The sequence below is a fragment of the Pseudomonas sp. SJZ079 genome, assembly GCF_007993865.1.
Classification (GTDB): Bacteria; Pseudomonadota; Gammaproteobacteria; order Pseudomonadales; family Pseudomonadaceae; genus Aquipseudomonas.
The window spans coordinates 67,712-89,730 of the sequence record NZ_VIUH01000021.1 but is presented as its reverse complement, the minus strand read 5'-3'; the positions used below and the strand labels follow the sequence as shown (position 1 = coordinate 89,730).

At 65.7% G+C, this 22,019-nt stretch carries 19 protein-coding genes; 8 read left to right on the top strand and 11 right to left on the bottom strand.

The genetic code is table 11. The features are described from left to right. Positions 1-91 precede the first annotated feature (91 nt). Positions 92-2,275, bottom strand: a complete 2,184-nt coding sequence (gene yccS / locus FBY03_RS17675; protein WP_147173674.1) for a YccS family putative transporter — start codon at positions 2,273-2,275, stop codon at positions 92-94. A 306-nt stretch (positions 2,276-2,581) separates the two neighbouring features. Between yccS and FBY03_RS17670 the strand changes: the two genes are divergently transcribed. From FBY03_RS17670 to FBY03_RS17645, 6 genes are all read left to right on the top strand, one after another. Further along, a complete protein-coding gene (locus FBY03_RS17670) occupies positions 2,582-3,958 on the top strand; it encodes a nodulation protein NfeD (protein WP_147173677.1) in 1,377 nt (458 codons plus the stop codon). 2 nt (positions 3,959-3,960) lie between these two features. Next, entirely contained in the window at positions 3,961-4,713 is a 753-nt protein-coding gene (locus FBY03_RS17665; RefSeq protein ID WP_147173673.1) for a slipin family protein, read from the top strand. A 434-nt stretch (positions 4,714-5,147) separates the two neighbouring features. Continuing rightward, positions 5,148-5,834, top strand: coding sequence for a glutathione S-transferase N-terminal domain-containing protein (locus FBY03_RS17660; RefSeq protein ID WP_147173672.1), 687 nt, complete (start codon positions 5,148-5,150; stop codon positions 5,832-5,834). Positions 5,835-5,845: 11 nt separating this feature from the next. Next, complete coding sequence (locus FBY03_RS17655; RefSeq protein ID WP_147173671.1) at positions 5,846-6,535, top strand: glutathione binding-like protein; 690 nt, start codon at positions 5,846-5,848, stop codon at positions 6,533-6,535. A 227-nt stretch (positions 6,536-6,762) separates the two neighbouring features. Further along, the gene (gene ald / locus FBY03_RS17650; RefSeq protein WP_147173670.1) at positions 6,763-7,884 is read left to right on the top strand and encodes an alanine dehydrogenase; all 1,122 of its coding nucleotides are present in this window, start codon (positions 6,763-6,765) and stop codon (positions 7,882-7,884) included. Positions 7,885-8,077: 193 nt separating this feature from the next. Then, a complete protein-coding gene (locus FBY03_RS17645; RefSeq protein WP_218570797.1) occupies positions 8,078-8,725 on the top strand; it encodes a protocatechuate 3,4-dioxygenase in 648 nt (215 codons plus the stop codon). Between the two features lie 25 nt (positions 8,726-8,750). Here FBY03_RS17645 and FBY03_RS17640 read toward each other — a convergent pair whose 3' ends face one another. Continuing rightward, entirely contained in the window at positions 8,751-10,619 is a 1,869-nt protein-coding gene (locus tag FBY03_RS17640; protein WP_147173668.1) for an SLC13 family permease, read from the bottom strand. Positions 10,620-10,902: 283 nt separating this feature from the next. On the opposite strand from FBY03_RS17640, the gene FBY03_RS17635 reads away from it, so the two are divergent. Next, positions 10,903-11,766, top strand: a complete 864-nt coding sequence (locus FBY03_RS17635; RefSeq protein ID WP_147173667.1) for a type 1 glutamine amidotransferase domain-containing protein — start codon at positions 10,903-10,905, stop codon at positions 11,764-11,766. Positions 11,767-11,871: 105 nt separating this feature from the next. On the opposite strand, the gene FBY03_RS17630 is transcribed toward FBY03_RS17635, so the two are convergent. From FBY03_RS17630 to FBY03_RS17615, 4 genes are all read right to left on the bottom strand, one after another. After that, positions 11,872-13,056: an NAD(P)/FAD-dependent oxidoreductase gene (locus tag FBY03_RS17630; RefSeq protein ID WP_147173666.1), complete on the bottom strand. Its 1,185-nt coding sequence runs from the start codon at positions 13,054-13,056 to the stop codon at positions 11,872-11,874. 109 nt (positions 13,057-13,165) lie between these two features. Next, on the bottom strand, positions 13,166-13,684 hold the full coding sequence (locus tag FBY03_RS17625) for an O-acetyl-ADP-ribose deacetylase (protein WP_147173665.1): 519 nt from the start codon (positions 13,682-13,684) through the stop codon (positions 13,166-13,168). Between the two features lie 150 nt (positions 13,685-13,834). Beyond that, positions 13,835-14,173 (bottom strand): TfoX/Sxy family protein, encoded by a 339-nt coding sequence (locus tag FBY03_RS17620; RefSeq protein ID WP_147173664.1) that lies wholly within the window; start codon positions 14,171-14,173, stop codon positions 13,835-13,837. Then, positions 14,136-14,555, bottom strand: a complete 420-nt coding sequence (locus FBY03_RS17615) for a thiosulfate sulfurtransferase GlpE (protein WP_147173663.1) — start codon at positions 14,553-14,555, stop codon at positions 14,136-14,138. The genes FBY03_RS17620 and FBY03_RS17615 overlap by 38 nt, the downstream gene beginning before the upstream one ends. A gap of 213 nt (positions 14,556-14,768) precedes the next feature. On the opposite strand from FBY03_RS17615, the gene FBY03_RS17610 reads away from it, so the two are divergent. Beyond that, positions 14,769-15,503, top strand: a complete 735-nt coding sequence (locus tag FBY03_RS17610) for an ABC transporter substrate-binding protein (protein WP_147173662.1) — start codon at positions 14,769-14,771, stop codon at positions 15,501-15,503. A gap of 2 nt (positions 15,504-15,505) precedes the next feature. Here FBY03_RS17610 and FBY03_RS17605 read toward each other — a convergent pair whose 3' ends face one another. From FBY03_RS17605 to FBY03_RS17585, 5 genes are all read right to left on the bottom strand, one after another. After that, positions 15,506-16,741: a diguanylate cyclase gene (locus FBY03_RS17605; RefSeq protein ID WP_147173661.1), complete on the bottom strand. Its 1,236-nt coding sequence runs from the start codon at positions 16,739-16,741 to the stop codon at positions 15,506-15,508. 53 nt (positions 16,742-16,794) lie between these two features. Continuing rightward, positions 16,795-18,174 (bottom strand): ATP-dependent RNA helicase DbpA, encoded by a 1,380-nt coding sequence (dbpA, locus tag FBY03_RS17600; protein WP_147173660.1) that lies wholly within the window; start codon positions 18,172-18,174, stop codon positions 16,795-16,797. A 133-nt stretch (positions 18,175-18,307) separates the two neighbouring features. Further along, entirely contained in the window at positions 18,308-19,054 is a 747-nt protein-coding gene (locus FBY03_RS17595) for a zinc ribbon domain-containing protein (RefSeq protein ID WP_147173659.1), read from the bottom strand. Positions 19,055-19,203: 149 nt separating this feature from the next. After that, positions 19,204-20,547, bottom strand: coding sequence for a TldD/PmbA family protein (locus FBY03_RS17590; protein WP_147173658.1), 1,344 nt, complete (start codon positions 20,545-20,547; stop codon positions 19,204-19,206). Further along, complete coding sequence (locus FBY03_RS17585; RefSeq protein WP_147173657.1) at positions 20,547-21,989, bottom strand: TldD/PmbA family protein; 1,443 nt, start codon at positions 21,987-21,989, stop codon at positions 20,547-20,549. Before FBY03_RS17585 ends, FBY03_RS17590 begins: the two co-directional genes overlap by 1 nt. Positions 21,990-22,019 lie beyond the last annotated feature (30 nt).

The following is a 22,019-nucleotide window of genomic DNA, read 5'->3' as shown; positions in this document are numbered from 1 at the left end:
GCTCATTTGGAACAACCAAACCGCGCTCCTCGTGCCTTGCCTCGCGCAAAAACAAGCTACGGCGCGGCCGCGAATGAAACGGCAACAGACCCTAGTGTGCGGCTGTGTGCTGGTCTCTGAGCAGATGGGCGCAGAGAGTGCGCAGGGGGCCCAGCTGGCGGCAGATCAGCGCGAGCTGGGTTTGGAGCAGACGCTGCTGGTCATCCAGTTCTTCCGTCAGCTGTTCCAGTTCGACCGCGAGTTGCTCTTCGGCATCGCTGTGAATCGCCACTGGCTGCCCTTGTGCCAGGTTATGGGCAATGCCATCGAGGCTGGCGGCGAGGCTCGCGGCGCTGTCGATGAGGCGGTGCTGGTCATCGCCCAGGCGGGCTTCGCCACGGTGCGCGCCGAGCCCGGACAGGTAGCTCAGCAAGGTGTGCGAGAGCACCAGAAAGCGAAAGCCGATGTCCGCCTCCTTACGAAAATGACCGGGCTCCATCAGCATGTTGCCGAGGGTGGTCGACAGCGCCGCGTCGGCGTTGTGGGCGTTGCGCCGGGCCAGGCGATAGGCCAGGTCGTTGCGTTTGCCGTTGGCGTACTGCTGGATGATCTGGCGCAGGTAAGTGCTGTTGCAGCTGAGGGTATTGGCCAGCATGCGGTTGAGGCGGCGGCCTTGCCAGTCCGGCAGGATCAGGAACACCGCCAATCCGGCGATCAGGCTGCCGAGCAGGGTGTCGACCAGCCGTGGAATGATCAGGCCATAGCCATCGCCGACCTGGTTGAAGCAGAACAGCACCAACAGGGTGATGGCCGCCGTGGCCAGGGTGTAGCGACTGCTGCGGGTGGCGAAGAAGGCGACGCCGGCGGCGACCGCGAAGAACGCCTGGATCAGTGGGTTGGGGAACAGGTCGAACAGCGCCCAGCCGAGCACCAGGCCGAGCACCGTGCCGCCGATCCGTTGCACCAGCTTGCGCCGGGTGGCGCCGTAGTTCGGCTGGCAGACGAACAGCGTGGTCAGCAGGATCCAGTAGCCCTGGGCCGGATGAATCCAGTGCAGCATGCCGTAGCCGGCGGTCAGGGCGATAGCCAGGCGCAGGGCGTGGCGGAACAGCAGCGAGGTCGGCGTCAATTGCAGGCGCAGGCGCTCCCAGACCTCCTTTAGCGAGTGCGGCTCGCGGTCGAGCAGGCTGCTGTCCTGTTCCTCATCCAGGGCATCGGGGTTGCTGGCGTTGCCCAGCAACTGGTCGAGGGTGCTGAGGTTGCCGGCCAAGGCATTCAACGAGCGCAGCAGGTGGCGCCAGGCCGGGTTGCTCTGCAGGCGCAGGTGCTCGAGGGAGGCCTGCAGGTCATCCAGCGCCTGGCTGCACAGTTCGCGGTATTCGAAGGGTTGGCGCAGTTCGATGGCCTGGGCCAGGCGCCGACAGGCTTCGCCGTGCAGGCGCAGCAGGCGCTGGCAGCGAAACAGCACATCGCTGTGGAAGAACGCCTCGGCCAGTTCGTTGTAGGGGTAGTGCGAGGAGCTGGCGCGCTCATGGATGTCCTGGGCGAGGAAGTACAGCTTCAGGTAGCGGCCGACCTTGGGGCCCGGCCGGCCATTGCCGACCCGGTGCAGGATGATTTCCTTGGTCGCATTCAGCGCCGCCACCACCTGACCGTTCTGCTTGGCCAGGGCTAGGCGGCGCTCCTCGACATCGAGTTGGCGCAGCGGTTCGAACAGCGCAGCCTTGAGCTTGAGGTAGCGGCCCAGTTCGCGGAACAGCCGGGCCAGGCTGTGCTGCACCGGTTGGTGGGCGAACAGGGCATTCCAGATCACCGAGAGCAGCCCGTACCAGGCGGCGCCCGCCACCAGCAATAACGGTTGCGGGCCGAGACCGCTGCTGCCGCCGCGCTGTTCCACGCCAATCATGCTGTAGATCGCCAGGATCAGGGTCGCCCAGCCGAGGGTGGCGAAGCGTTCGCCGAGGGCGCCGAGCATGGTCAGGGCAAAGCTCGACAGGGCCAGGGCGCTGACGAACAGCCAGGGATAGGGAAATAGCAGCTCGACCGTGTAGGCCGCCGCGCTGAAGCAGCCCAGGGTGACCAGCAGGGCCATGAGCCGGCCTTGCCAGCTGTCATCCGTCTCGGCCAGGGCACTGGCGATGACCCCGAGAAACAGCGGGATCAAGGCGTGCATCCAGCCCTGCGACCAGCACAGCAGCAGGCTACCGCCGAGGGCAATGAACACCCGCAGGCTGTAGCTGAACTTGTCCAGCGCCCAGAGGCGGCGCAGGGAATGGCTGAGGGACACGGATGGCATCTGGGCTAACGACCTGTGCAGGGTGATTAGTGAGCAGACTAACGGAGTCGGTGGGCGCCTGGCACGCGCGTTTTTAGCCGAATCAAACCAGTGTGGCACTGAGCGTCGGCGGCCGGCGCTCAGCGGGGCTGGGGCTTACCGGCGCGACGGGGCGCTGGCGGACGTTTGGACTATCCTCTAAACAGACAGCCGCAGTTTGCCGGTTACGTGTCACCCACAGCGGCCGTCGTGGAGAGGGCCGTGAAAGGTTCGTTGATTCGCCGTTTGCTCCTCGCGCTGGCCTTGCTGCTATTGCCGGTGGGGCTGATGGCGGCCCCGGCTGTGGTGGTGGAATTGCGCGTCGACGGCGCCATTGGTCCGGCCAGCGCCGACTATGTGGTGCGTGGCCTGGCCCGCGCACTGGACGATGGCGCACAGCTGGTGGTGCTGAGTATCGACACGCCCGGCGGCCTGGACACCTCGATGCGCGCGATCATCAAGGCGATTCTCGCCAGCCCGATTCCGGTCGCCAGCTTCGTCGCACCGAGTGGCGCGCGGGCGGCCAGCGCCGGTACCTATATTCTCTATGCCAGTCATATCGCGGCGATGGCGCCCGGCACCAATCTCGGTGCGGCCACGCCGGTGCAGATCGGCGGCATGCCGGGTTCGCCGTCGCCGGGGGCGGACAAGCCGGAGAGCGCGGATAAGGGCGACCAGGCCGACAATGCCGATAAGGCCGACAAATCAGCAAAAGCCTCCGAGGGCGAGGCCGGGAAAGCCGGCGCGCCGAGCGATACCCTGAGCAAAAAACAGATCAACGATGCCTCGGCCTATATCCGTGGCTTGGCGCAGATGCGCGGGCGCAATGCCGAATGGGCCGAGCAGGCGGTGCGCGAGGCGGTCAGCCTGTCCGCCGAAGAAGCGCTCGAACTCAAGGTGGTCGATTACCTCGCCATCGATGTGGCGGATCTGCTCAAGCAACTGAACGGTAAAACCTTCAACGCCGCCGGCGTCGAGGTCACCTTGCAAACGGAAGGCGCCGCCTTGATCAGCCATGTACCGGACTGGCGCACGCAGTTGCTGGCGGTGATCACCAATCCCAGCGTGGCGCTGTTGTTGATGATGATCGGGGTTTACGGCCTGTTCTTCGAGTTCTCCAATCCGGGCACCGGCGTCGGTGGGGTGCTCGGCGGCATCTGCCTGATTCTCGCGCTGTACGCCTTGCAGCTGCTGCCGGTGAACTATGCCGGAGTGGCCTTGATCCTGCTGGGGATCGCCTTCATCACGGCCGAGGCCTTCATGCCGAGTTTCGGCGTGATCGGCATTGGCGGGGTGGTGGCCTTCGCCTTCGGCGCCTTGATTCTGATCGACACCGAGGTGCCGGGTTTTGGTATTCCGCTGCCGCTGATCGCGACCCTGGCGCTGACCACCGGCCTGCTGATTTTCGCCATCGTCAGCATGGCCCTGCGCGCCAGGCGCCGGGCACTGGTCGGCGGCGACAGCGAGTTGGTCGGCAGCCTGGCGAGAATCAGCGCGGTGCAGCCAAACAATTCGTTGAGTGGCTGGGTGCTGCTGCAAGGAGAACACTGGCAAGTGCTCAGCCAGGCGCCGTTGCATCCGGGCCAACAGGTGCGGGTACTGGCGCGCAAGGGCTTGCTACTGGACGTTGGCGTGGTTGAAGAGGCGCCGCCGCAAGGAGAGTAGACATGGGTTTTGAACTGAGTTTTGCCGCCCTGGCGGCGCTGTTGATCGCCTTGTTGGCCTCGGCCTTCCGTATTCTGCGCGAGTACGAACGGGGCGTGGTGTTCCAGCTCGGGCGCTTCTGGAAGGTCAAGGGGCCGGGATTGGTGATCATCATTCCGGTGATCCAGCAGATGGTGCGGGTCGATCTGCGGACCATCGTGCTGGATGTGCCGACCCAGGACGTGATCTCCCGCGATAACGTCTCGGTCAAGGTCAATGCGGTGATCTACTTCCGTGTACTCGACCCGCAGAAGGCGATTATCCAGGTCGAGGATTACCACGGCGCGACCAGCCAGTTGTCGCAAACCACCCTGCGGGCGGTGCTCGGCAAGCATGAGCTGGACGAGATGCTCGCCGAACGCGAGCGGCTCAACGTCGATATCCAGCAGGTGCTCGACGCGCAGACCGATGCCTGGGGCATCAAGGTGGCCAACGTCGAGATCAAGCACGTCGACCTCGACGAGTCGATGATCCGCGCCATCGCCAAACAGGCCGAAGCCGAACGCGAACGCCGAGCCAAGGTGATTCACGCCGAAGGCGAATTGCAGGCCTCGGAGAAACTCATGCAGGCCGCCGAGATGCTCGGTCGTCAGCCGGGCGCCATGCAACTGCGTTACATGCAAACCCTGAGCAACATCGCCACCGACAAGAGCTCGACCATTGTCTTCCCGCTGCCAATCGAGCTGTTGCAAGGCATGGCCGAGCTGAAGCGCTAGGGCGTTGGCGCTAAATCCGGCTACTGGAGCGGTCCAGCGCGCCGGCGTCTAGCCCGGCGACTCTGGTGGACGGGCCTGATACGCCACGCTAGGGCGCGTGGCTCGGCCTCCATCCTCCCTGTGGCTCCCCCGAGCCCGTCCATCTGCGGACGACTGAGAGCGGTCGTGAAGCACCCTTGGCTGCGCAATGCGGCCAGATAGAGCGGTGCTTGATTTTGGGACTGATCGGTTCTAAATTCTCCGCTCAGCGTTTCTGTGGCTCAACGCCTCTCGCCCGGGCTCTGGGGCTGTCTTGCCGACTGTTCGGTTAGCGGGCCGCCATTGGCCGACCGCGGTGACGGCGACCCCTATCGGCATCACGCTGCACGCTGCACGGAGCGCGTGATGACTCAGCTAAACCTGGATTGAGCGGTTCTAACCCGAGGGTGTGTGATATGCGCGAACTGTTTGAATTACGTGGGGCCGATCCCCAGTTGCTGTTTTCCCCTTACTGCTGGCGCGTGCGCCTGGCGCTGCTGCACAAAGGGCTGGAGTTCGAGAGCCGGCCGCTGCGCTTCACCGACAAGCAGCCGCTGGCCTGCTCCGGTCAGCAGCAGGTACCGGTGCTGCGCGACGGTGATAGCGTGGTGCATGACAGCGTGGCGATCTTTCGCTACCTGGACCGCACCTATCCGGACAAGCCGCTGTTGGGTGCGGGCCTGGCCGAAAGCCGCGCGGCGTTGCTCGAACGGGTGATCTTTCATGCCGTGCGCATGCCGTTGCTCAAGGTCCTGCTGCCGCGGGTGTTCGCGGTGATCGACGCGGCGGACAAAGACTATTTCCGCAGCACTCGGGAGAAGGCCCTGGGCGCCACCCTGGAGGCCTTCGCCGACCCCGAGGCCGGTGCCGTGCAACTCAAACAGGCGCTGGCGCCGCTGGAGGCCTGGCTGGCGGAGCAACCCTATCTGGATGGCGAGGCACCCGCCGGAAGCGACTATCTGGTCGGCGGTCTGTTCTTTTGGGCCTGGTGCCTGGGTACGCAGCCTTGGGCCACGGATTCTGCAGTGGGGGTCTGGTTCCAGCGCCTGCTGAACCACTATCAAACCGCGTGCGGGCCGGTGAAGCGTGCCGCGCTGGACTGAGGGGAACTGACATGATCGATCTCTACTACTGGACCACGCCCAATGGCCACAAGGTCAGCATCTTTCTCGAGGAGGCCGGGCTGGAGTACCACGTGCAGCCGGTGCATATCGGCAAGGGCGAGCAGTTCGCAGCGGGCTTTCTGAAAATTGCGCCGAACAACCGTATTCCGGCGATCGTCGACCAGGCTCCGGTGGATGGCGGTGAGCCGTTGGCGCTGTTCGAGTCCGGGGCCATCCTCGAGTACCTGGCGGACAAGAGCGGACAGTTCCTGCCGCGCGAGACACGGGCGCGTTTCCAGGTGCTGCAGTGGCTGTATTGGCAGATGGGTGGGCTGGGGCCGATGGCGGGGCAGAACCATCATTTCGTGCGCTACGCACCCGAGCCGATCCCCTATGCCATCGAGCGCTATGTCAAGGAAACCGCGCGCCTGTATGGCGTACTCGACCGCCAATTGGCCGGACGCGAGTACGTGGCCGGGGACTACTCGATCGCCGACATGGCCATCTATCCCTGGGCCAAGGGCTGGGAGGCGCAGCAGCAGCGTCTCGAGGACTTCCCGCAGATGGCCGCCTGGCTACAGCGCATGGCAGCGAGGCCGGCGGTGCAGCGCGCCTATGCCCTGGCCGAGGAGATCAATCGCGATCCCGAGGCGTTGCTGACGGCCGAGGCCCGCAGGCTGCTGTTCGGCCAGCAGCGCTGAGCCAGTAGGCGGGGCCGCGAGCACCCACGCGGGCCCGCCCCATCGACACTGATCCCGCTGCGGCTAGCTAAGCGTCGGTCGTGGCGGACCCCGGTTCGATATATCTGCTGGAAATCCAAAAATTACAGGGTGTTTCTCTGAAAGCGCTGGCCAATTAAGGGCGTCAGGCGCATCTGCGTGCCTGAATTTTTCCTATGCTTACTCGACTAGCCCGCGAGGAGGTTGTTATGCGTATCGGCGTACCCAAGGAAATCAAGAACCACGAGTATCGCGTTGGCCTGACCCCGCAATCGGTGGCCGAGCTGACTGCGCTGGGGCATGAGGTGCTGGTCGAGACCCTGGCGGGTGCGGCTATCGGCTTCAGCGATGCCGATTATCAAGCCGCCGGTGCGCAGATCGCCAAGGATGCGACTCAGGTGTTCAACGAGGCGCAGTTGCTCATCAAGGTCAAGGAACCACTGGCCGTCGAACGTGCGCGTTTGCGACCACATCACACCCTGTTCACCTACCTGCACCTGGCGCCGGATCGGCCACAGACCGATGAATTGATGGCCGGCGGCGCCATCTGCATCGCCTACGAGACGGTGACCGATCACAACGGTCGCTTACCGCTGCTGGCACCGATGTCCGAGGTGGCCGGGCGCATGTCGATCCAGGCCGGCGCCAACTGCCTGGAAAAAGCCAAGGGCGGACGGGGCGTGCTGCTCGGCGGGGTGCCGGGTGTGGCGCCGGGCAAGGTGGTGATTCTCGGCGGTGGGGTGGTCGGCAGCCATGCCTTGGCTATGGCGGTAGGTCTCGGCGCCGATGTCACGGTGCTGGACAAGAGCGTCGATGCCCTGCGTCGCCTGGATGGCCAATACGGCAACCGCATTACCACCCTGTACTCCACGCGCGCGGCATTGCGTGAGCAGATACTGGCGGCGGATCTGGTCATCGGCGGCGTGCTGATCCCCGGTGCAGCGGCGCCCAAGCTGATTACCGCCGAGATGGTCAAGCAGATGCAGCCCGGTTCGGTGCTGGTGGATGTGGCGATCGATCAGGGCGGCTGTGCGGAAACCTCGAAAGCCACTACCCATGACAACCCCACCTATGTGGTCGATGACGTGGTGCATTACTGCGTGGCCAATATGCCCGGTGCAGTGGCGCGCACCTCGACCCTGGCGCTGAACAACGCGACGCTGCCGTTCGTCGTCGCGCTGGCGGAAAAAGGCACGCGTTTGGCGCTGGAGGACGATCCGCACCTGTGCAACGGCCTCAACGTGGCCAGGGGGGTGATTACCTGCGAAAGCGTTGCCGAGGCGCATGGTTTGCCCTATGAGCCGGCGATCAGTGTGCTGGAGAAGTTGTAGCGGTGAATGTGTGACGCTCGCGCCAGGCGGTTGCCCTGTTGGGCCAGCCTGTACGGCAGGCTGGCCGCTGAGCGCGTCGGGGTAACCTGCAGTTTCCGCACAACGCCGGCTTTTTCGCAGTGGGGCAGCGTTAAGTCCGACAGGCTCCTATTCTTTACTCACAGGTAGTCGACCTGCGGAGGACCGCATGCACATGTCGCGAATCAGTCGTCGTCAGCTGCTGGCAGGGCTTGCGGGTGGCGCCCTGTGGCTGAGCACCCCGGGTGCGTTCGCCGAACGTCTGCTGACCCCGGCGCAGACGCTCGGGCCGTTCTATCCCGACCAACTGCCGCTGGATCAGGACAACGACCTGCTGATCGTCGACGATCACCTGACGCCCGCCAGCGGGGTCGTGGTGCATCTGTACGGATTGATCCTCGATGCGCATGGCAAGCCGCTGAAAGACGCGCTGGTGGAAATCTGGCAGGTGGATGCGCATGGCGTCTACCTGCACAGTCGTGGTGGCGAGCGCAACGCACGCGATGTGAATTTCCAGGGCTACGGCCGCTTCGTCACCGGCGCCAATGGCGAATACCGCTTTCGCACCATACGCCCGGTGGCCTACCCCGGGCGCACGCCGCATATCCATGTGGCGGTAACGCTGCCCGGTCAGCCACGCTTCGTCACCCAGTGCTACATCCGCGGTGAGCGCGGCAACCAGGGCGACGGCGTGCTCAATGCGATCCGCGATCCCCAGGCGCGTGAACGTCTGATCGTGCCATTCGTCCCCGTCGCCGGTTCTACGGCGGGTGAGCAGGTGGCGCGTTTCGATATCGTGCTCGGCTTTACCCCGGCCTCCTAGCCACTCAAGCCGGCTGGTCAGCGCTTTACAGCGGCCAGACCAGCAGTAGCAGGGGCACGCTGACCAGCACCACGAGTATTTCCATGGGCAGACCGAGGCGCCAATAGTCGCCGAAGCGGAAACCGCCAGGGCTGAGAATCAGGGTGTTGTTCTGGTGACCGATGGGCGTCAGGAATGAGCAGGAGGCGCCAATCGCCACCGCCATCAGCAGGGTGTCGGGGTTGACCCCCAATTGGCTCGCCGCGCTCAGGGCAATCTGGCACATCACCGCGGCGGTGGCCGCGTTGTTCATGAAGTCCGAGAGGGTCATGGTCACCACCAGCAGCACGGTGAGCACGATGACCGGGTTGCCTTGGGCGATATGCTCCATCAGCAGCCGTGCCAGCAGGTCGGCTGCGCCGCTGCTGGACATGGCGCCAGCCACCGGAATCAGCGCACCGAGGAGGACGATCACCGGCCAGTCGATGGCGCTGTAGATCGAGCGCAGCGGCACCACGCGCATCACCATGAACACCAGCACGCCAGCGGCGAAGGCGACTGCCGCCGAGAGCAGGCCGAAGGCGGCGAGGGCGACCGCCAACAGCATGACGCCGACGGCGAGTGAGGTCTTGCCCAGGTCGGGGATGCTGATGGCGCGGTCGGCGAGTGGCACGCAGGCGTAATCGGCGGCGAACTCGGCGATGTCGTCCGCCGTGCCCTGCATCAGTAGCACGTCACCGCGCTCGATCAGGGTCGAACGCAGGCGCTTGATCGAGCGATGACTCTGCCGCGAGATCGCCAGCAGGTTGATCGAGTAGCGGCTGCGCAAGCGGGTTTCGCTGACGGAGCGGCCGACCATGTGGGAGTCTGGGCGCACCAGGAGTTCTTGCAGCGAGCGGGCATCGGCCTCCGGGTCTTTCTTCTCGCCGTTCTTGGTTTTGCTCGTTTTGGCTTCTGCAGTGGCTGGGCTGGCGGCGGTCTCGCTCGCCTGTTCAGCCACCTCGTTCTCGTCCTCGCCCTCGGGCGGTAGGGTCGCCTCCAGTTTCAGACCCAGATTAGCCAGCACGGTGCCCAGGGACTCCGGCTCGGCTTCGATCACCAGCACGTCGTCGACCAGGAGTTCACGCTGCGGGTTGGGTGCGGACAGGCGCATCTTGTTGCGCACCATGCCGATGATCTGCGCGTCGGCTTCATCGAGCAGCACCTCGATCTCGCGCAGGGTCTTGCCGACCGCCTTGCCGCCCTCCTGCACACGCGCCTCGGTGAGGTAGGTGCCGGTGTCGAAACTGGTCACGCTGGCCACCGTGCGCTTGGGCACCAGGCGCCAGCCGAGCAAGGCGATAAACAGCACGCCGCTCAGCGCCACCGCCACGCCGACCGGGCTGAAGTCGAACATGGCGAACGGCCCGGCGCCGCTTTGCGCGCGAAAGCTGGAGACGATCAGGTTGGGCGGCGTGCCGATCAGCGTGGTCATGCCGCCGAGGATGGTGCCGAACGCCAGTGGCATCAGCAGGCGGCCGGGCGGCAGGTCCAGCTTGCGGGCGATCTGCAGGGCGATGGGCATCAGCAGGGCAAGGGCGCCGACGTTGTTCATAAAGGCCGAGAGCAGTGCGCCGAGGCCGGTCAGGGCGGCGATCGAGAGCATCGGTCCGGCATTGCTGGGCAGTATGCGTTGGGCCATGGCGTCCACCGCGCCTGTGAGCTGCAGACCGTAGCTCAACACCAGCACGCAGGCGACGGTGATCACCGCGGGGTGGCCGAAACCGGCGAAGGCCTTCTGGTCTGGCACCAGACCGACGATCACGCAGGCCAGCAAGGCGGCCAGGGCGACGATGTCGTGCCGCCACCGACCCCAGAAGAACAGGCCAATGCTGGCGGCCAGAATGGCGAAGATCAGGCCTTGGTCTTGAGTCATGTCGGTGGTCGGTCCTTGTCTAGGGGGAGCGGTCGCGTGGGGTAATCTGCTGGGCGCTGCAGGCGCCGGAGTTGGGCATGTTACGGCTTTGTAGTAGAGCGCGGTGCACCGCGCCAGTGCAAATGCGCCCGGCGTCTATGTCCACTCGTGCCCGCAGCGCTCGCGGCCAGGCCACCGGGACGAATGCAGCGGTGCCAGGGTCGCTGTCTTGGCCTGCTGGGTCACTCGCCTGGCCTGGGTTGCACCCGCTAAGCTCGGGGATTGTCCAACGAGTACTCATGCCATGTCCGTCAAGACCGTTCTGATGCCGTTGCCGAGTTGCGACTTCGATCCCAGCGAGGTCGCCATTAGCTGGCAGGTGCTGCGCGCTGCCGGGCACCGGGTGCGTTTCGCCACCCCGGATGGGCAGCCGTCCGCGGGCGATCCGTTGATGCTCACGGGCGAGGGGCTGGACCCCTGGGGGTGGTTGCCCGCTTTGCGTCGGCTCAAGCTGCTCGGTTTGCTTCTGCGCGCCCGACGTGGCGCCCGCGAGGCCTATCGCAGCCTGCTCACGGATGTCGAGTTCCGCCAGCCGCTGCGCTATGAGCAGCTCGCGGTGGCCGACTTCGACGGCCTGTTGCTGCCCGGTGGGCATTGGGCGCGGGGCATGCGCGGCTACCTGGAGAACCCGTGCCTGCAGGCGTTCGTCGGCGCCTTCTTCGCCAGCGCCAAGCCGGTTGCGGCGATCTGCCATGGCGTGCTGCTGGCCGCGCGCAGCCCAGGGGCGGATGGGCGCTCGGCGTTGTACGGGCGCAAGACCACCGGCCTGACCTGGCGCATGGAACGCAGCGCCTGGAACCTGAGCCGTTTCTACGGCCGCTTCTGGGCGCCCAACTACTACCGCACCTATCTGGAGGCGCCGGGCGAGCCGGCCGGGTATATGAGTGTGCAGGCCGAGGTCAGTCGGGCCTTGGCCTGCCCGGCGGACTTCCTCGATGTGCCGGCGGATGCGCCGGACCAGCGGCGCAAGACCAGCGGCCTGCACCGCGACAGCCTGGACGACAGCCGTCCGGCCTGGCTGGTGTGTGACGGTCACTACCTCTCGGCACGCTGGCCGGGGGATGTGCACAGCTTCGCCCGGCGCTTTGTCGAGCTGTTGGCCGACTAAGGCCGGCAGCCCGTATTAGAGGCCTGTCCGGCGCAGTGATCTAGCACCTTGCTGTGGGCGCGGACGGGGCCGCGATGGGTTTGGCGTTGCGCGATTGCTCGGCGATCAGACGTACTGCGCCGCCGCGTAAGCCGAGGCCCAGGCCCACTGGAAGTTGAAGCCGCCCAGATGGCCGCTGACATCCAGCACCTCGCCGATGAAATACAGCCCCGGCGCTTTCAGCGACTCCAGGGTTTTCGACGACACCTCGCGGCTGTCGATGCCGCCCAGGGTCACCTCGGCGGTGCGGTAGCCCTCGGTGCCGGCCGGCACCAATCGCCAGTCGGCGAGCTTGTCGGCAATCGAATTGAGTTCGTTCGGGCTGTACTGCTTCATCGGCTTGGAGACGAACCAGCTGTCGACCAGCAGGCCGGCCATCTTCTTGGTGAACAGTTCGGCGAGCAGGGTTTTCAGCTCGCTGTTCGGTCGTTCGCGTTGCTGTTCGGCCAGCCACTCGGGCAGGTCGATATGCGGCAGCAGGTCGATATGCACGGTGTCGCCCGGCTGCCAGTACGAGGAAATCTGCAGGATCGCCGGGCCGCTGAGGCCGCGGTGGGTGAACAGGATGTTCTCGCGAAAACTCTGGCCGTTGCAGCTGACCAGGCAATCCTCCACCGAGGTGCCGGAGAGCTCGCTGCACAGCGCCTTCAGTTGCGGCTCGGTGATGCTGAACGGCACCAGGCCGGCGCGGGTCGGCAGCACGCTGTGGCCGAACTGCCTGGCCACCTGATAACCGAAGCCGCTGGCGCCCAGGGTGGGGATCGACAGGCCGCCGGTGGCGATCACCAGCGACTGGCAACGCACCGCACCGGCGCTGGTCTGCAACTGATAGCCGTTGTCCAGCTGGGCGATCTCCGCGACCGAGGTGTCCAGGCGCAGGTCGACGCCGGCCTCCTCGCACTCGCTCAGCAGCAGGTTGAGGATGTCGCTGGCCTTGTTGTCGCAGAACAGTTGGCCGAGCTTCTTCTCGTGGTAGGGCACGCCATGTTTGGCCACCAGGGCAATGAAATCCCACTGGCTGTAGCGCGCCAGGGCGGACTTGCAGAAGTGCGGGTTCTCCGAGAGGAAGTTCTCCGGCTCGCAGTACATATTGGTGAAATTGCAGCGCCCGCCGCCGGACATCAGAATCTTCTTGCCGGCCTTGTTGGCGTGGTCCAGCAGCAGCACCTGACGGCCACGCCCGGCGGCCGTCAGCGCGCACATCAAGCCGGCGGCACCGGCACCAATAATTACTACCTGTGTAGCGAGCACAACAACTTCCTCGAGACGTGAACAGCGCCGCCAGCGCGACGCAAACAGCGCGCATCTTACCCGAAGGCGTGAGCCGCCAGGGCGCGGCAGCGCTCGACGGCGGCCGGGTTCAGTTGCTGTCGTGCGCGAGTGCGGCTTGGTAAACCTGCAGGTCCTGCGCTGAGAAACAGCAGAAGATGACTTCCTGGATGGCGGCGTACTTCTGCAGTGCAGCCCGCACCGTGGTCACCGCGACCTGCGCCGCGAGCTCGATGGGATAACCGTAGACGCCGGTGCTGATGCTCGGGAAGGCCAGGGTCAGGATGCCGTGGGCGGCGGCCAGCTGGATGGCGCTGCGATAGCAGGCAGCCAGCAGTTCCGGTTCGCCACGGCTGCCGCCGTGCCAGACCGGGCCGACGGTGTGAATGATGTACTGGGCGGGCAGGCGGTAGCCCGGTGTGAGCTTGGCTTCGCCGGTCTTGCAGCCGGCCAGACGGCGGCATTCGCGCAGCAGCTCCGGCCCGGCGGCGCGATGAATGGCGCCATCCACGCCGCCACCGCCGAGCAGCGAGGCGTTGGCGGCGTTGACGATGGCGCCGACCGGTAGCTGGGTGATATCGGCTTGCAGGGCGCGGACTATGGCAGACATGACCTAACCTCATGCCGGCTCGGGCGCTGGCCCGTACAGCGAAGACCCGACCCGAGCGTCGGCTGTGGGTGAGCGTAGTGAAATTCTACGCCCACCCGGCGCGCGGCGATAAGCCCGCGATATGCACAACAGCGGATCACGCCGGCTGGATTACTTCGACAGTTTCGGTGGCAACGTGCCGACGAACACATAACCCTGGTTGACCCAGGACTCGAGCTGCGCATCGGACTCGAAGCCGTCGGGCTCGACGTAGACGTACCCCTTCAGGGGTCGGCCGGTGAAATCCATTTCCCGCACATGCGCCTGGCTCAGGGCCTTGGCATAGCGGTCCGGGCCCACGCGCACCATCAGCCGGTCGCCGAGGATGCCGACAAACATGTGACCGTGGGCCATGAAGGCGAGGCCGCCAAACATCTTTCTTTCGGTAATCTCGGCGCGCGCCTGCAGCTGTTCACGTACGCGCTGGGCAACGCCTTCGTCGTAGGCCATGGGCTCCTCCTGAAGTTGGGCGAATAGGCGCGATACTAGTTGCCAGAGGGTCCTGGCAGTCGGCCGGGCTGACGCTGACGCCGCCCTCTGCTTGCCACTGGGCGATGCCGCCGGCCAGAAAACGTACCGGCAAACCCAGCTCGGCGAGCTGTGCGGCGACCCCTTGGCTGACCTCGTGGCCGTGCACACAGTAGACGACTAGCGGCTGTTGCCGGGGCAGTTCGGCTGCCCAGTCGGCGACGCGTTCGGGGGCACGGCGCAGTGCGCCGGGAATGATCGTTGGGCTCTCTGCGAAGGCCTCTGCGCGGCGTACATCGAGCAGCAGCGCGGTGCGCGTCGGCAGCAGAGCGTTGAGTTCGGCGACTGAAATCGATTCGGGCATGGACTATCCCCTCTTACCGCCGTCGCCTGGCCTGAATTGAGGGTGGCTGTGTCGGTGGCGCGAAGCGTGTTAGCGTCTGCTCTAGCGAAGCTAGTGGCCGCTCGGGTGCTTGTCCAGCGCACAGCGCTGCCGGTCATCCGGCCGCTCGGTTTCGCTGGCTAGAAGCGGTGCTGCTGACTAGGTTCAACCCTTTATCTGTATGGGCGGCGTGTCATGGATCGACTGCATAGGTGGTTGTTGTTACTGGTGCTGTTGGCGCCTGGCATTGCCGGCGCGGAGCCTTTGCGCCTGGTGGCCGACCCCTGGCCGCCGTTCACTGGCCAGACCCTGCTGAATAACGGCCTGGCGACGGATCTGGTCGCAAGCGCGCTGAGCCGCGCCGGTTATGCCACGCGCTACAACGAGGTGCCGTGGGCGCGGGCGGTGCACGGCCTGCAACACGCCGAGTACGATGTGCTGGTCAGTGCCTGGTTCAGTGAAGAGCGCGCCGAGTTCGGTTATTTCTCCCAACCCTATCTGGTCAATCGCATCCGTTTCCTGCGGCGCAAAGGCACGGCAATCGATTATCGCAGCTTGTCCGACCTGTACCCCTACCGCGTCGCGGTGGTGCGCGGTTATGCCTATTCCACTGAGTTCAGCAACGATCAGCAGTTGACCAAGGTCGAGGTCGGCAGTTTCGAGAGCGGTGCGCGCATGCTGCAGCGCCAGCGGGTGGATCTGGTGCTGGAGGACGAGTTTGTCGCTCACTACCACCTCGGCCGCAGCCTGCAGGCGATTGCCGGTGAACTGGAGTTCCTGCCGTTAGCGCTGAGCGAGAATGGCTTGCATATCCTGATTCGCCGTAGCCTGCCCGAGCACCAACAGATTGCCGAGCGCTTCAATCAGGCGATCGCGGCGATGCAGGCCGATGGCAGTTATGCGCAGATTCTCAAACGCCATGGGTTATAGCGTTATTGCCAGTGGCTGCGGCCGCGCCCTTGGTGCTTGGCCTGGTACAGGCGTACATCGGCCTGGTGCAGGAAGTTCTCCAGCTCGTCCGGGGCGTCATGGTGGATGCCGGCGCTGAACGACAGCGGCGGTGCGCCGATGGCGTACTTCAGACTGGCGCAGTGCTCGCGCAGCTGGTCGAGGGCCTGGGCCAGGATGGCGCCATCCTGCAGGCTGACCAAGGCAAACTCTTCGCCGCCCAGGCGGCCGATCAGGGCATCGGGGAAATGACTGCGCAAGGCGCGGGCGAAGGCGATCAACGCCGCATCGCCGCTGGCGTGGCCGTGTTCGTCGTTGATCCGTTTGAAAAAATCCAGATCGATCATCGCCACGCTGAGGTGGCGCTTGGCGCGTTGCGCCTGACGGAACTGCTGCTGGCCTTTTTCCGAGAAGGCCCGGCGGTTGTACAGGTTGGTCAGGGCATCGAACTGCGCGGCTTGTTTCAGCGCGCGGAGCATGTCGCGGCGCTCCAGGCTGGACATCACCCGGCAGTTGAGCTCTTCGGTGCAGAAGGGTTTGCGCAGGAAGTCGTCGGCGCCGTGCTTGATGAACTTGGCGCTGAGCGAGCCTTTGGCGTCGGCGGACAGGCCGAGAATGATCAGCTCGTTGCGTTTCATTTTCTGCCGCAGCACTTTGACCAGTTCGAACCCGCTGAGTCCGGGCATGCTGTGGTCGACTATCAGCAGGTCGATATCGGTTTGTTCTTCGAGGAGGCGCAGGGTCTCGTCGCCATCGCAGGCGTCGATGATCTGGTAACGGTGCGGGGTCAATACATGGCGGATGAACTGGCGGGTGGCTGCCGAGTCGTCGGCGACGAGGATTTTCACCTGGCGGTTGCTTTCCAGGCGGTGTAGCAGGCGGAAAGCATACTCGTAGGAGTGCTGGCTCTCCTTCAGCACATAGTCGACCACACCCTTGAGCAGCAGCTCGTCGCGGCGCTGCTCGTTATAGGAGCCGCTGAGGACGATGCACGGCAGCTGGTAGTGCATCACCAGGTCGACGCTCTCGCCGTTGGGCGCATCCGGCAGGTTGAGGTCGACGATGGCGGCGAAGAACAGCTCGGCGGAGGTTTCCAGCATCACCTGAGCCTCGGCCAGCGAGGCGCAGAAGATCGGCTGCAGCCGACTTTCCTGACGGAACAGGTGCTCGAGGATCTTCAGCACCAGGGGGCTGTCTTCGATCACCAGAATATTGCGCACGAGGGGGCTCCTGTTTCTCGGCCCAGCGCTTGCACTGGGCCTCTCGGTTGCAACTACAGCGTGCGTACCCGCAGCGAGCGACCCTTGATCTTGCCATCGCTGAGGCGCTTGAGCGCCTGTTTGGCGATGCTGCGCTCGACCGCGACATAGGCCTGGAAATCGAAGATGGCGATCTTGCCGACCTGGGTGCCCGGAATGCCTGCCTCGCCGGTGAGGGCGCCGAGGATGTCGCCGGGGCGCAGTTTGTCCTTGCGCCCGGCACCAATGCACAGGGTGATCATCGACGGCTGCAACGGTTCGCCGGCTTGCGCCTTGAGGCCGTTCAGCGGGTGCCAGTTCAACGGGGCCTTCTGCAGGGTCTCGATGGCCTGGGCGCGATGCGCTTCAGGCGGCGCGACCAGGCTCATGGCCATGCCCTTCTCACCGGCGCGGCCGGTACGCCCGACCCGGTGGATATGGATTTCCGAATCGCGCGCCAGTTCGACGTTGATCACCATGTCCAGGGCATCGATATCCAGGCCGCGCGCGGCCACGTCGGTGGCCACCAGCACCGACAGGCTGCGGTTGGCGAACATCGCCAGCACCTGGTCGCGGTCGCGCTGCTCCAGGTCGCCGTGCAAGGCCGCGGCGGAAATACCGTTGGCGCTGAGGTGGTCGACCACCTCCTGGCACTGCTGCTTGGTGAAGCAGAAGGCCACGCTGGACTGCGGACGGAAGCTGGCGAGCAGCTTGACCACCGCGTCCATCCGCTCTTCCGGGGAGATTTCGTAGAAACGCTGCTCGATCTGCGTGTTGTCGTGGGTCGACTCGGCCCTGACCTGCTGCGGGTCACGCATAAAGGCTGCGGCGAGCTGCTTGATGCCGGCCGGATAGGTGGCGGAAAACAGCAGGGTCTGACGGCGGCTCGGGGTCTGGCCGATGATCTCGGCGATGCTGTCGTAGAAACCCATGTCGAGCATGCGGTCGGCTTCGTCGAGCACCAGGGTGTTGAGGCCGTCGAGCTTCAGCGTGCCCTTGCTCAGGTGCTGCTGAATTCGTCCGGGGGTGCCGACGATGATCTGCGCGCCGTGTTCCAGCGAGCCGATCTGTGGGCCGAAGGGTACGCCGCCGCACAGGGTCAGCACCTTGATGTTGTCGGCGCCACGGGCCAGGCGGCGGATTTCCTTGGCGACCTGGTCGGCCAGTTCACGGGTCGGGCAGAGCACCAGGGCCTGGCAGCCGAAGAAGCGCGGATTCAGCGGGTTGAGCAGGCCGATACCAAAGGCGGCGGTCTTGCCGCTGCCGGTTTTCGCTTGCGCGATGAGGTCCATGCCCTTGAGCATCACCGGCAGGCTCTGTGCCTGAATCGGGGTCATCTGCGTGTAGCCGAGGGACTCGATGTTGGCCAGCATGGGGGCGGACAGCGCAAGGCTGGAGAAAGCGGTGTTGGTCACGAGGGCTGGCCTGCAAAAACGAAATGGCGCGCAGTGTAACAGGCGCGAGGCTTCACGCAGTGGCGGGCTGACGGGCGCGCCTGCTGCACCAACCGTTCAGGCGCCCGTCGACCCCTGGCGAGCGCCGGCTGGCTTAGTCCGTGGCGTGGCGACGCTGCGCTCGGCTGCGCCACAGCAGGTAGCCGGCCCAGGTCAGGCCCAGCAGCATAAGCAGGCGACCGAGGTTCAGGCAGAGCAGCGCCAGACCCTGGTCATGCGCCAGTAGCCCGGTTTCACTCAGCAGGTATTCCCAGTCATGGAAGCCGTAGGGCGCGGAGTGGCCGAAGTTGCCGCCCAGCAGCGGTAGCTGCCCGGCACGGGCATCGGCCATATAGGGCGCGATATCCAGGCAGTTCTGACCGATCCACCACAGGCACAGGCTGGCGCCGAAGGTGTCGCGCTGACGCAGCAGGGCCAGTGCGCAGATCAGCGGCATCAGCAACTGGCCGAGGCTGCCGCCGAGCGAGCCGATAAAGGAGCCGAACACGCCGAACAGCACATGCCCGGCCTCGTGGAATACCAGGTCGACGTTGTGCAGGAAGCTGGGGGCGGCGGCCAGGCTGGCGATGTCCTGCAGGATAAAAAGCCCACCCCAGAGCACGAAGAGTACCCAGAGCACCGCACGGCCATACCAGAACCCGCTGCCCGCATCGGGTGGGGTCAGCAGGTAGCGCCACAGCCTGCTGGCGCTCGACTCGCGGTCCGCCGTGCCGTCTATCACGGCCTGGGCGGTGGCCGCCTGGCGTTCGAGGAATTGCGCATATTTACTGAAGTAGATGCCGCAGTGCGGGCAGTCAGGACGCTGCGCCTGTCTCGGCTGGTGACATTTTGGGCACTGCACGTGCACGTCCTTCTGCTGGTCGGTCCAAGCATCCACTTGGATGAATACGGTTCAAAAGCTGGCAATCCTAGCGTTCATCGCCGCCTCCGGCACGCGCTCGATGGGACTGCCGGGCACTGGCGCACGCTCTTGCGCTTGAGCCAGGCGCCTTACAGGGTCAGGGTCAGGCGGCTGAGCAGGGCGCCGGGCAGCAGGGTCGAGCCGTTGTGGCGCTGCTGGTAGGTGCTGGTGGACAGGCTCAGCTCGCGTTCGCGGGTCAGGCCTTCGAGCTGGCTGCCGAGCAGGTCATACAGGCTGTCGTCGAAGCGCATGCTGGCCAGCGGTGCCTGGATCTGTCCGTCCTCGACCCAGAAGCTGGCGAAGCGGGTCATCCCGGTGATGCGCGCGGCCGGCCGGTCGGAATAGTTGAGGTACCAGAGGTTGCCAATATACAGACCGCTGCCGAGGCGTGCGAGCAGCTCTGCCTGTTCCAGCTCGCCGCCGGCCATGGCCAGCGAGGCCGGCGATTCCCAGGGGCTGGCGCCGTTAGCCGGCAGGCCGTACTCGGCGGCGCTGCGCGAGCTGACCAGTTGCTCCTGGGGTTGGCCGGCGTTGATCAGCTGCAGGTCGCGGCGCGGATAGCCTTCACTGGAGAACCCCGGGGTCAGCGAGTCGCTGACCTGCTCCTGCAGGTGCAGCCGTGGGCTGAGCCGGGCGGTGCCGGCGTGCAGGCGTTGCAGCGGGCTGTCTTTCTCGGCCAGGGCCTGGGCGGAGAAACCGCCCCAGCCGAGCAGTTCGACAATCTCCTGCAGCGCGGCCGGGGCCAGGTAGGCGCGGTAGCCGCCGGGCGCCAGGGTGCGTGGCGGTAGGCCCAGGAACTCGAGTTGTGCGCGCGCCTGCAGCATGCGCAGGGCGAACTCCTCGGCGTGCCACTGTTGCCCGGCGTACTGGGCTTTGACCGCCTGGCCGTTGGCGTGGAACAGGCTCCAGTCGAAGTTGAAGCTGCTCGCCTGGTGCCAGCCGAAGGCCCCCGCGGAACTGGCGAAGCCGCGGCTGATCGGCCCGCTGGCATAGAAGCCGACCAGGTCGAGGCCCTGCGCGGCGCGGGCGATCTGCTCCAGCACCGCCGCGCAGTCTGGCAGCGGCTGCAGCTGTACGCTGTGGCTGTGCCAGGCGTCGCAGTTGAGCTGCAGGTAAGGGTCGGGCTGCAGCAGCGGAAGAGTCTGGCGCAGTTGTTCGAGTGCGCTGCCCAGGCGCTGGCGGTCGAGTTGCGGCACGCCGCTGAGGGTCAGGTGCAGCTCGGCATGGCGGCCGTCGCGGATCAGCTGCAGGTCCAGGCTGGCCTGCTGCACATGACCGGCCTGGCGCACCTGGGCCTGGTTGAAGCGGACGAACTCCGAGGCTTCGCCGCTGTAGCCGAGGCAGAAGTCTTCGCCTTCGGTCAGCGCGTCGCGCAGCCATTGGCTGAGGGTTTCGAACTGGGCCAGTGCGCTGGGCTGCTGGGAACGCTGCATCAGGCGGCCCCTCCGAACACGTCGATCGCGGCGAACACGCAGGCCGGCGTGGCATGACCCACGCGGATCACCTGATTCGGCTCGCCCTTGCCGCACTGCGGGGTGCCCAGCACCTGGCGGGTGCTGGCGTCGCCGACGGCCTTGAGGGCGCGCCAGAACTGGCTGGAGATGCCACGGTAGTTGGGGTTCTTGACCACGCCGCGCAGCTCGCCATTCTCGATCAGTTGGCCCCATTCGCAGCCGAACTGAAACTTGTTGCGCGCGTCGTCGATCGACCAGGAACGGTTGCTGGCCATCAGGATGCCGTGCTCGATGCCGCCTATCAGCTGCTCCAGGCTGTGCTGGCCCGGCTCGATATTGAGGTTGGCCATGCGGTCGATCGGTGCGCGGTTCCAGTTGCAGGCGCGGCTGTTGGCGACGCCCGGCAGGCCGCTGCGCAGTTGCGACAGCGCGCCGCCGAGGGGCCGCAGCAGCAGGCCGTCGCGGATCAGGTGCTGCCGTTGCGCCGGGCTGCCGTCGTCGTCATGGGCGTAACTGGCCAGCTCCTCCGGCACTTCGGGGTCGAAGGTCACGTTGAGTAGCGGCGAGCCGTATTGCAGCTGGCCGAAGTCGCCGGTTTTGACGAAGCTGGTGCCGGCGAAGTTGCGCTCGTCACCGAGGATGCGGTCCAGCTCCAGCGGGTGGCCGATGGATTCGTGCAGCTGGAGGATCATCTGGTCCGGCATCAGCAGCAGGTCGCGTGTGTCCGTCGGCGTATTGGGCGCCAGCAGCAGTTGCAGGGCCTGGTCGGCGACCTGCGCTGCGGCGCCGATCAGGCCCAGGCGCTGGATCACCTCGGCGCCGCCCTGCTGGCCGAGGTGGGCGCCGCCGAGGTTGCGGGTCTGGCTGTCCTGGCCGTCGTAGGCGGTGACGCTGAGGTGTGGGTAGACGAAGCGCTGACTCGAGGTCAGCTCGGCGCCGCTGTTGTTCAGGTACAGCTGCTCGACGCGGCTGACGTCGAGGCCGACGCGCCAGGTCACCAGGCGTGGATCGGTGGGCACTGCGGCCGACTCGGCGGCTAGCAACTCATAGCATTCGGCGAGCGAGGGAAAGGGCTGGTCGAAGCCGGGCGAGCGGTAGTCGCCGCGCGCGCTGGAGGGCGCCAGTGCGCGCTGGTCGAGCAAGGCCAGCGGCGCGATGCGCCGAGCCAGGGCTTCGGCCCGCTGCAGGGCGCTTTGCAGGCCCTGGCGCGACAGGTCGCTGGTCGCCGCATAGGCTTCGACCCCTGCGACCCGCACGCTGAGCATCGCGCCCTGGTCGCGGCTGAAGCGCGGCGGCTCGGCGACCTGCTTGCGCACCGCCAGCTGCTGGCCGTCCTGGCACACGTAGCGCAGCGACCAGTGCTCGGCAGCGCAGTGCAGGGCGGCAAAGTCGCGCTTGAGCGTACTGAAGGCCTCGACCATGCGTTGGCTCCTTACCGGTAATAGGCAGGC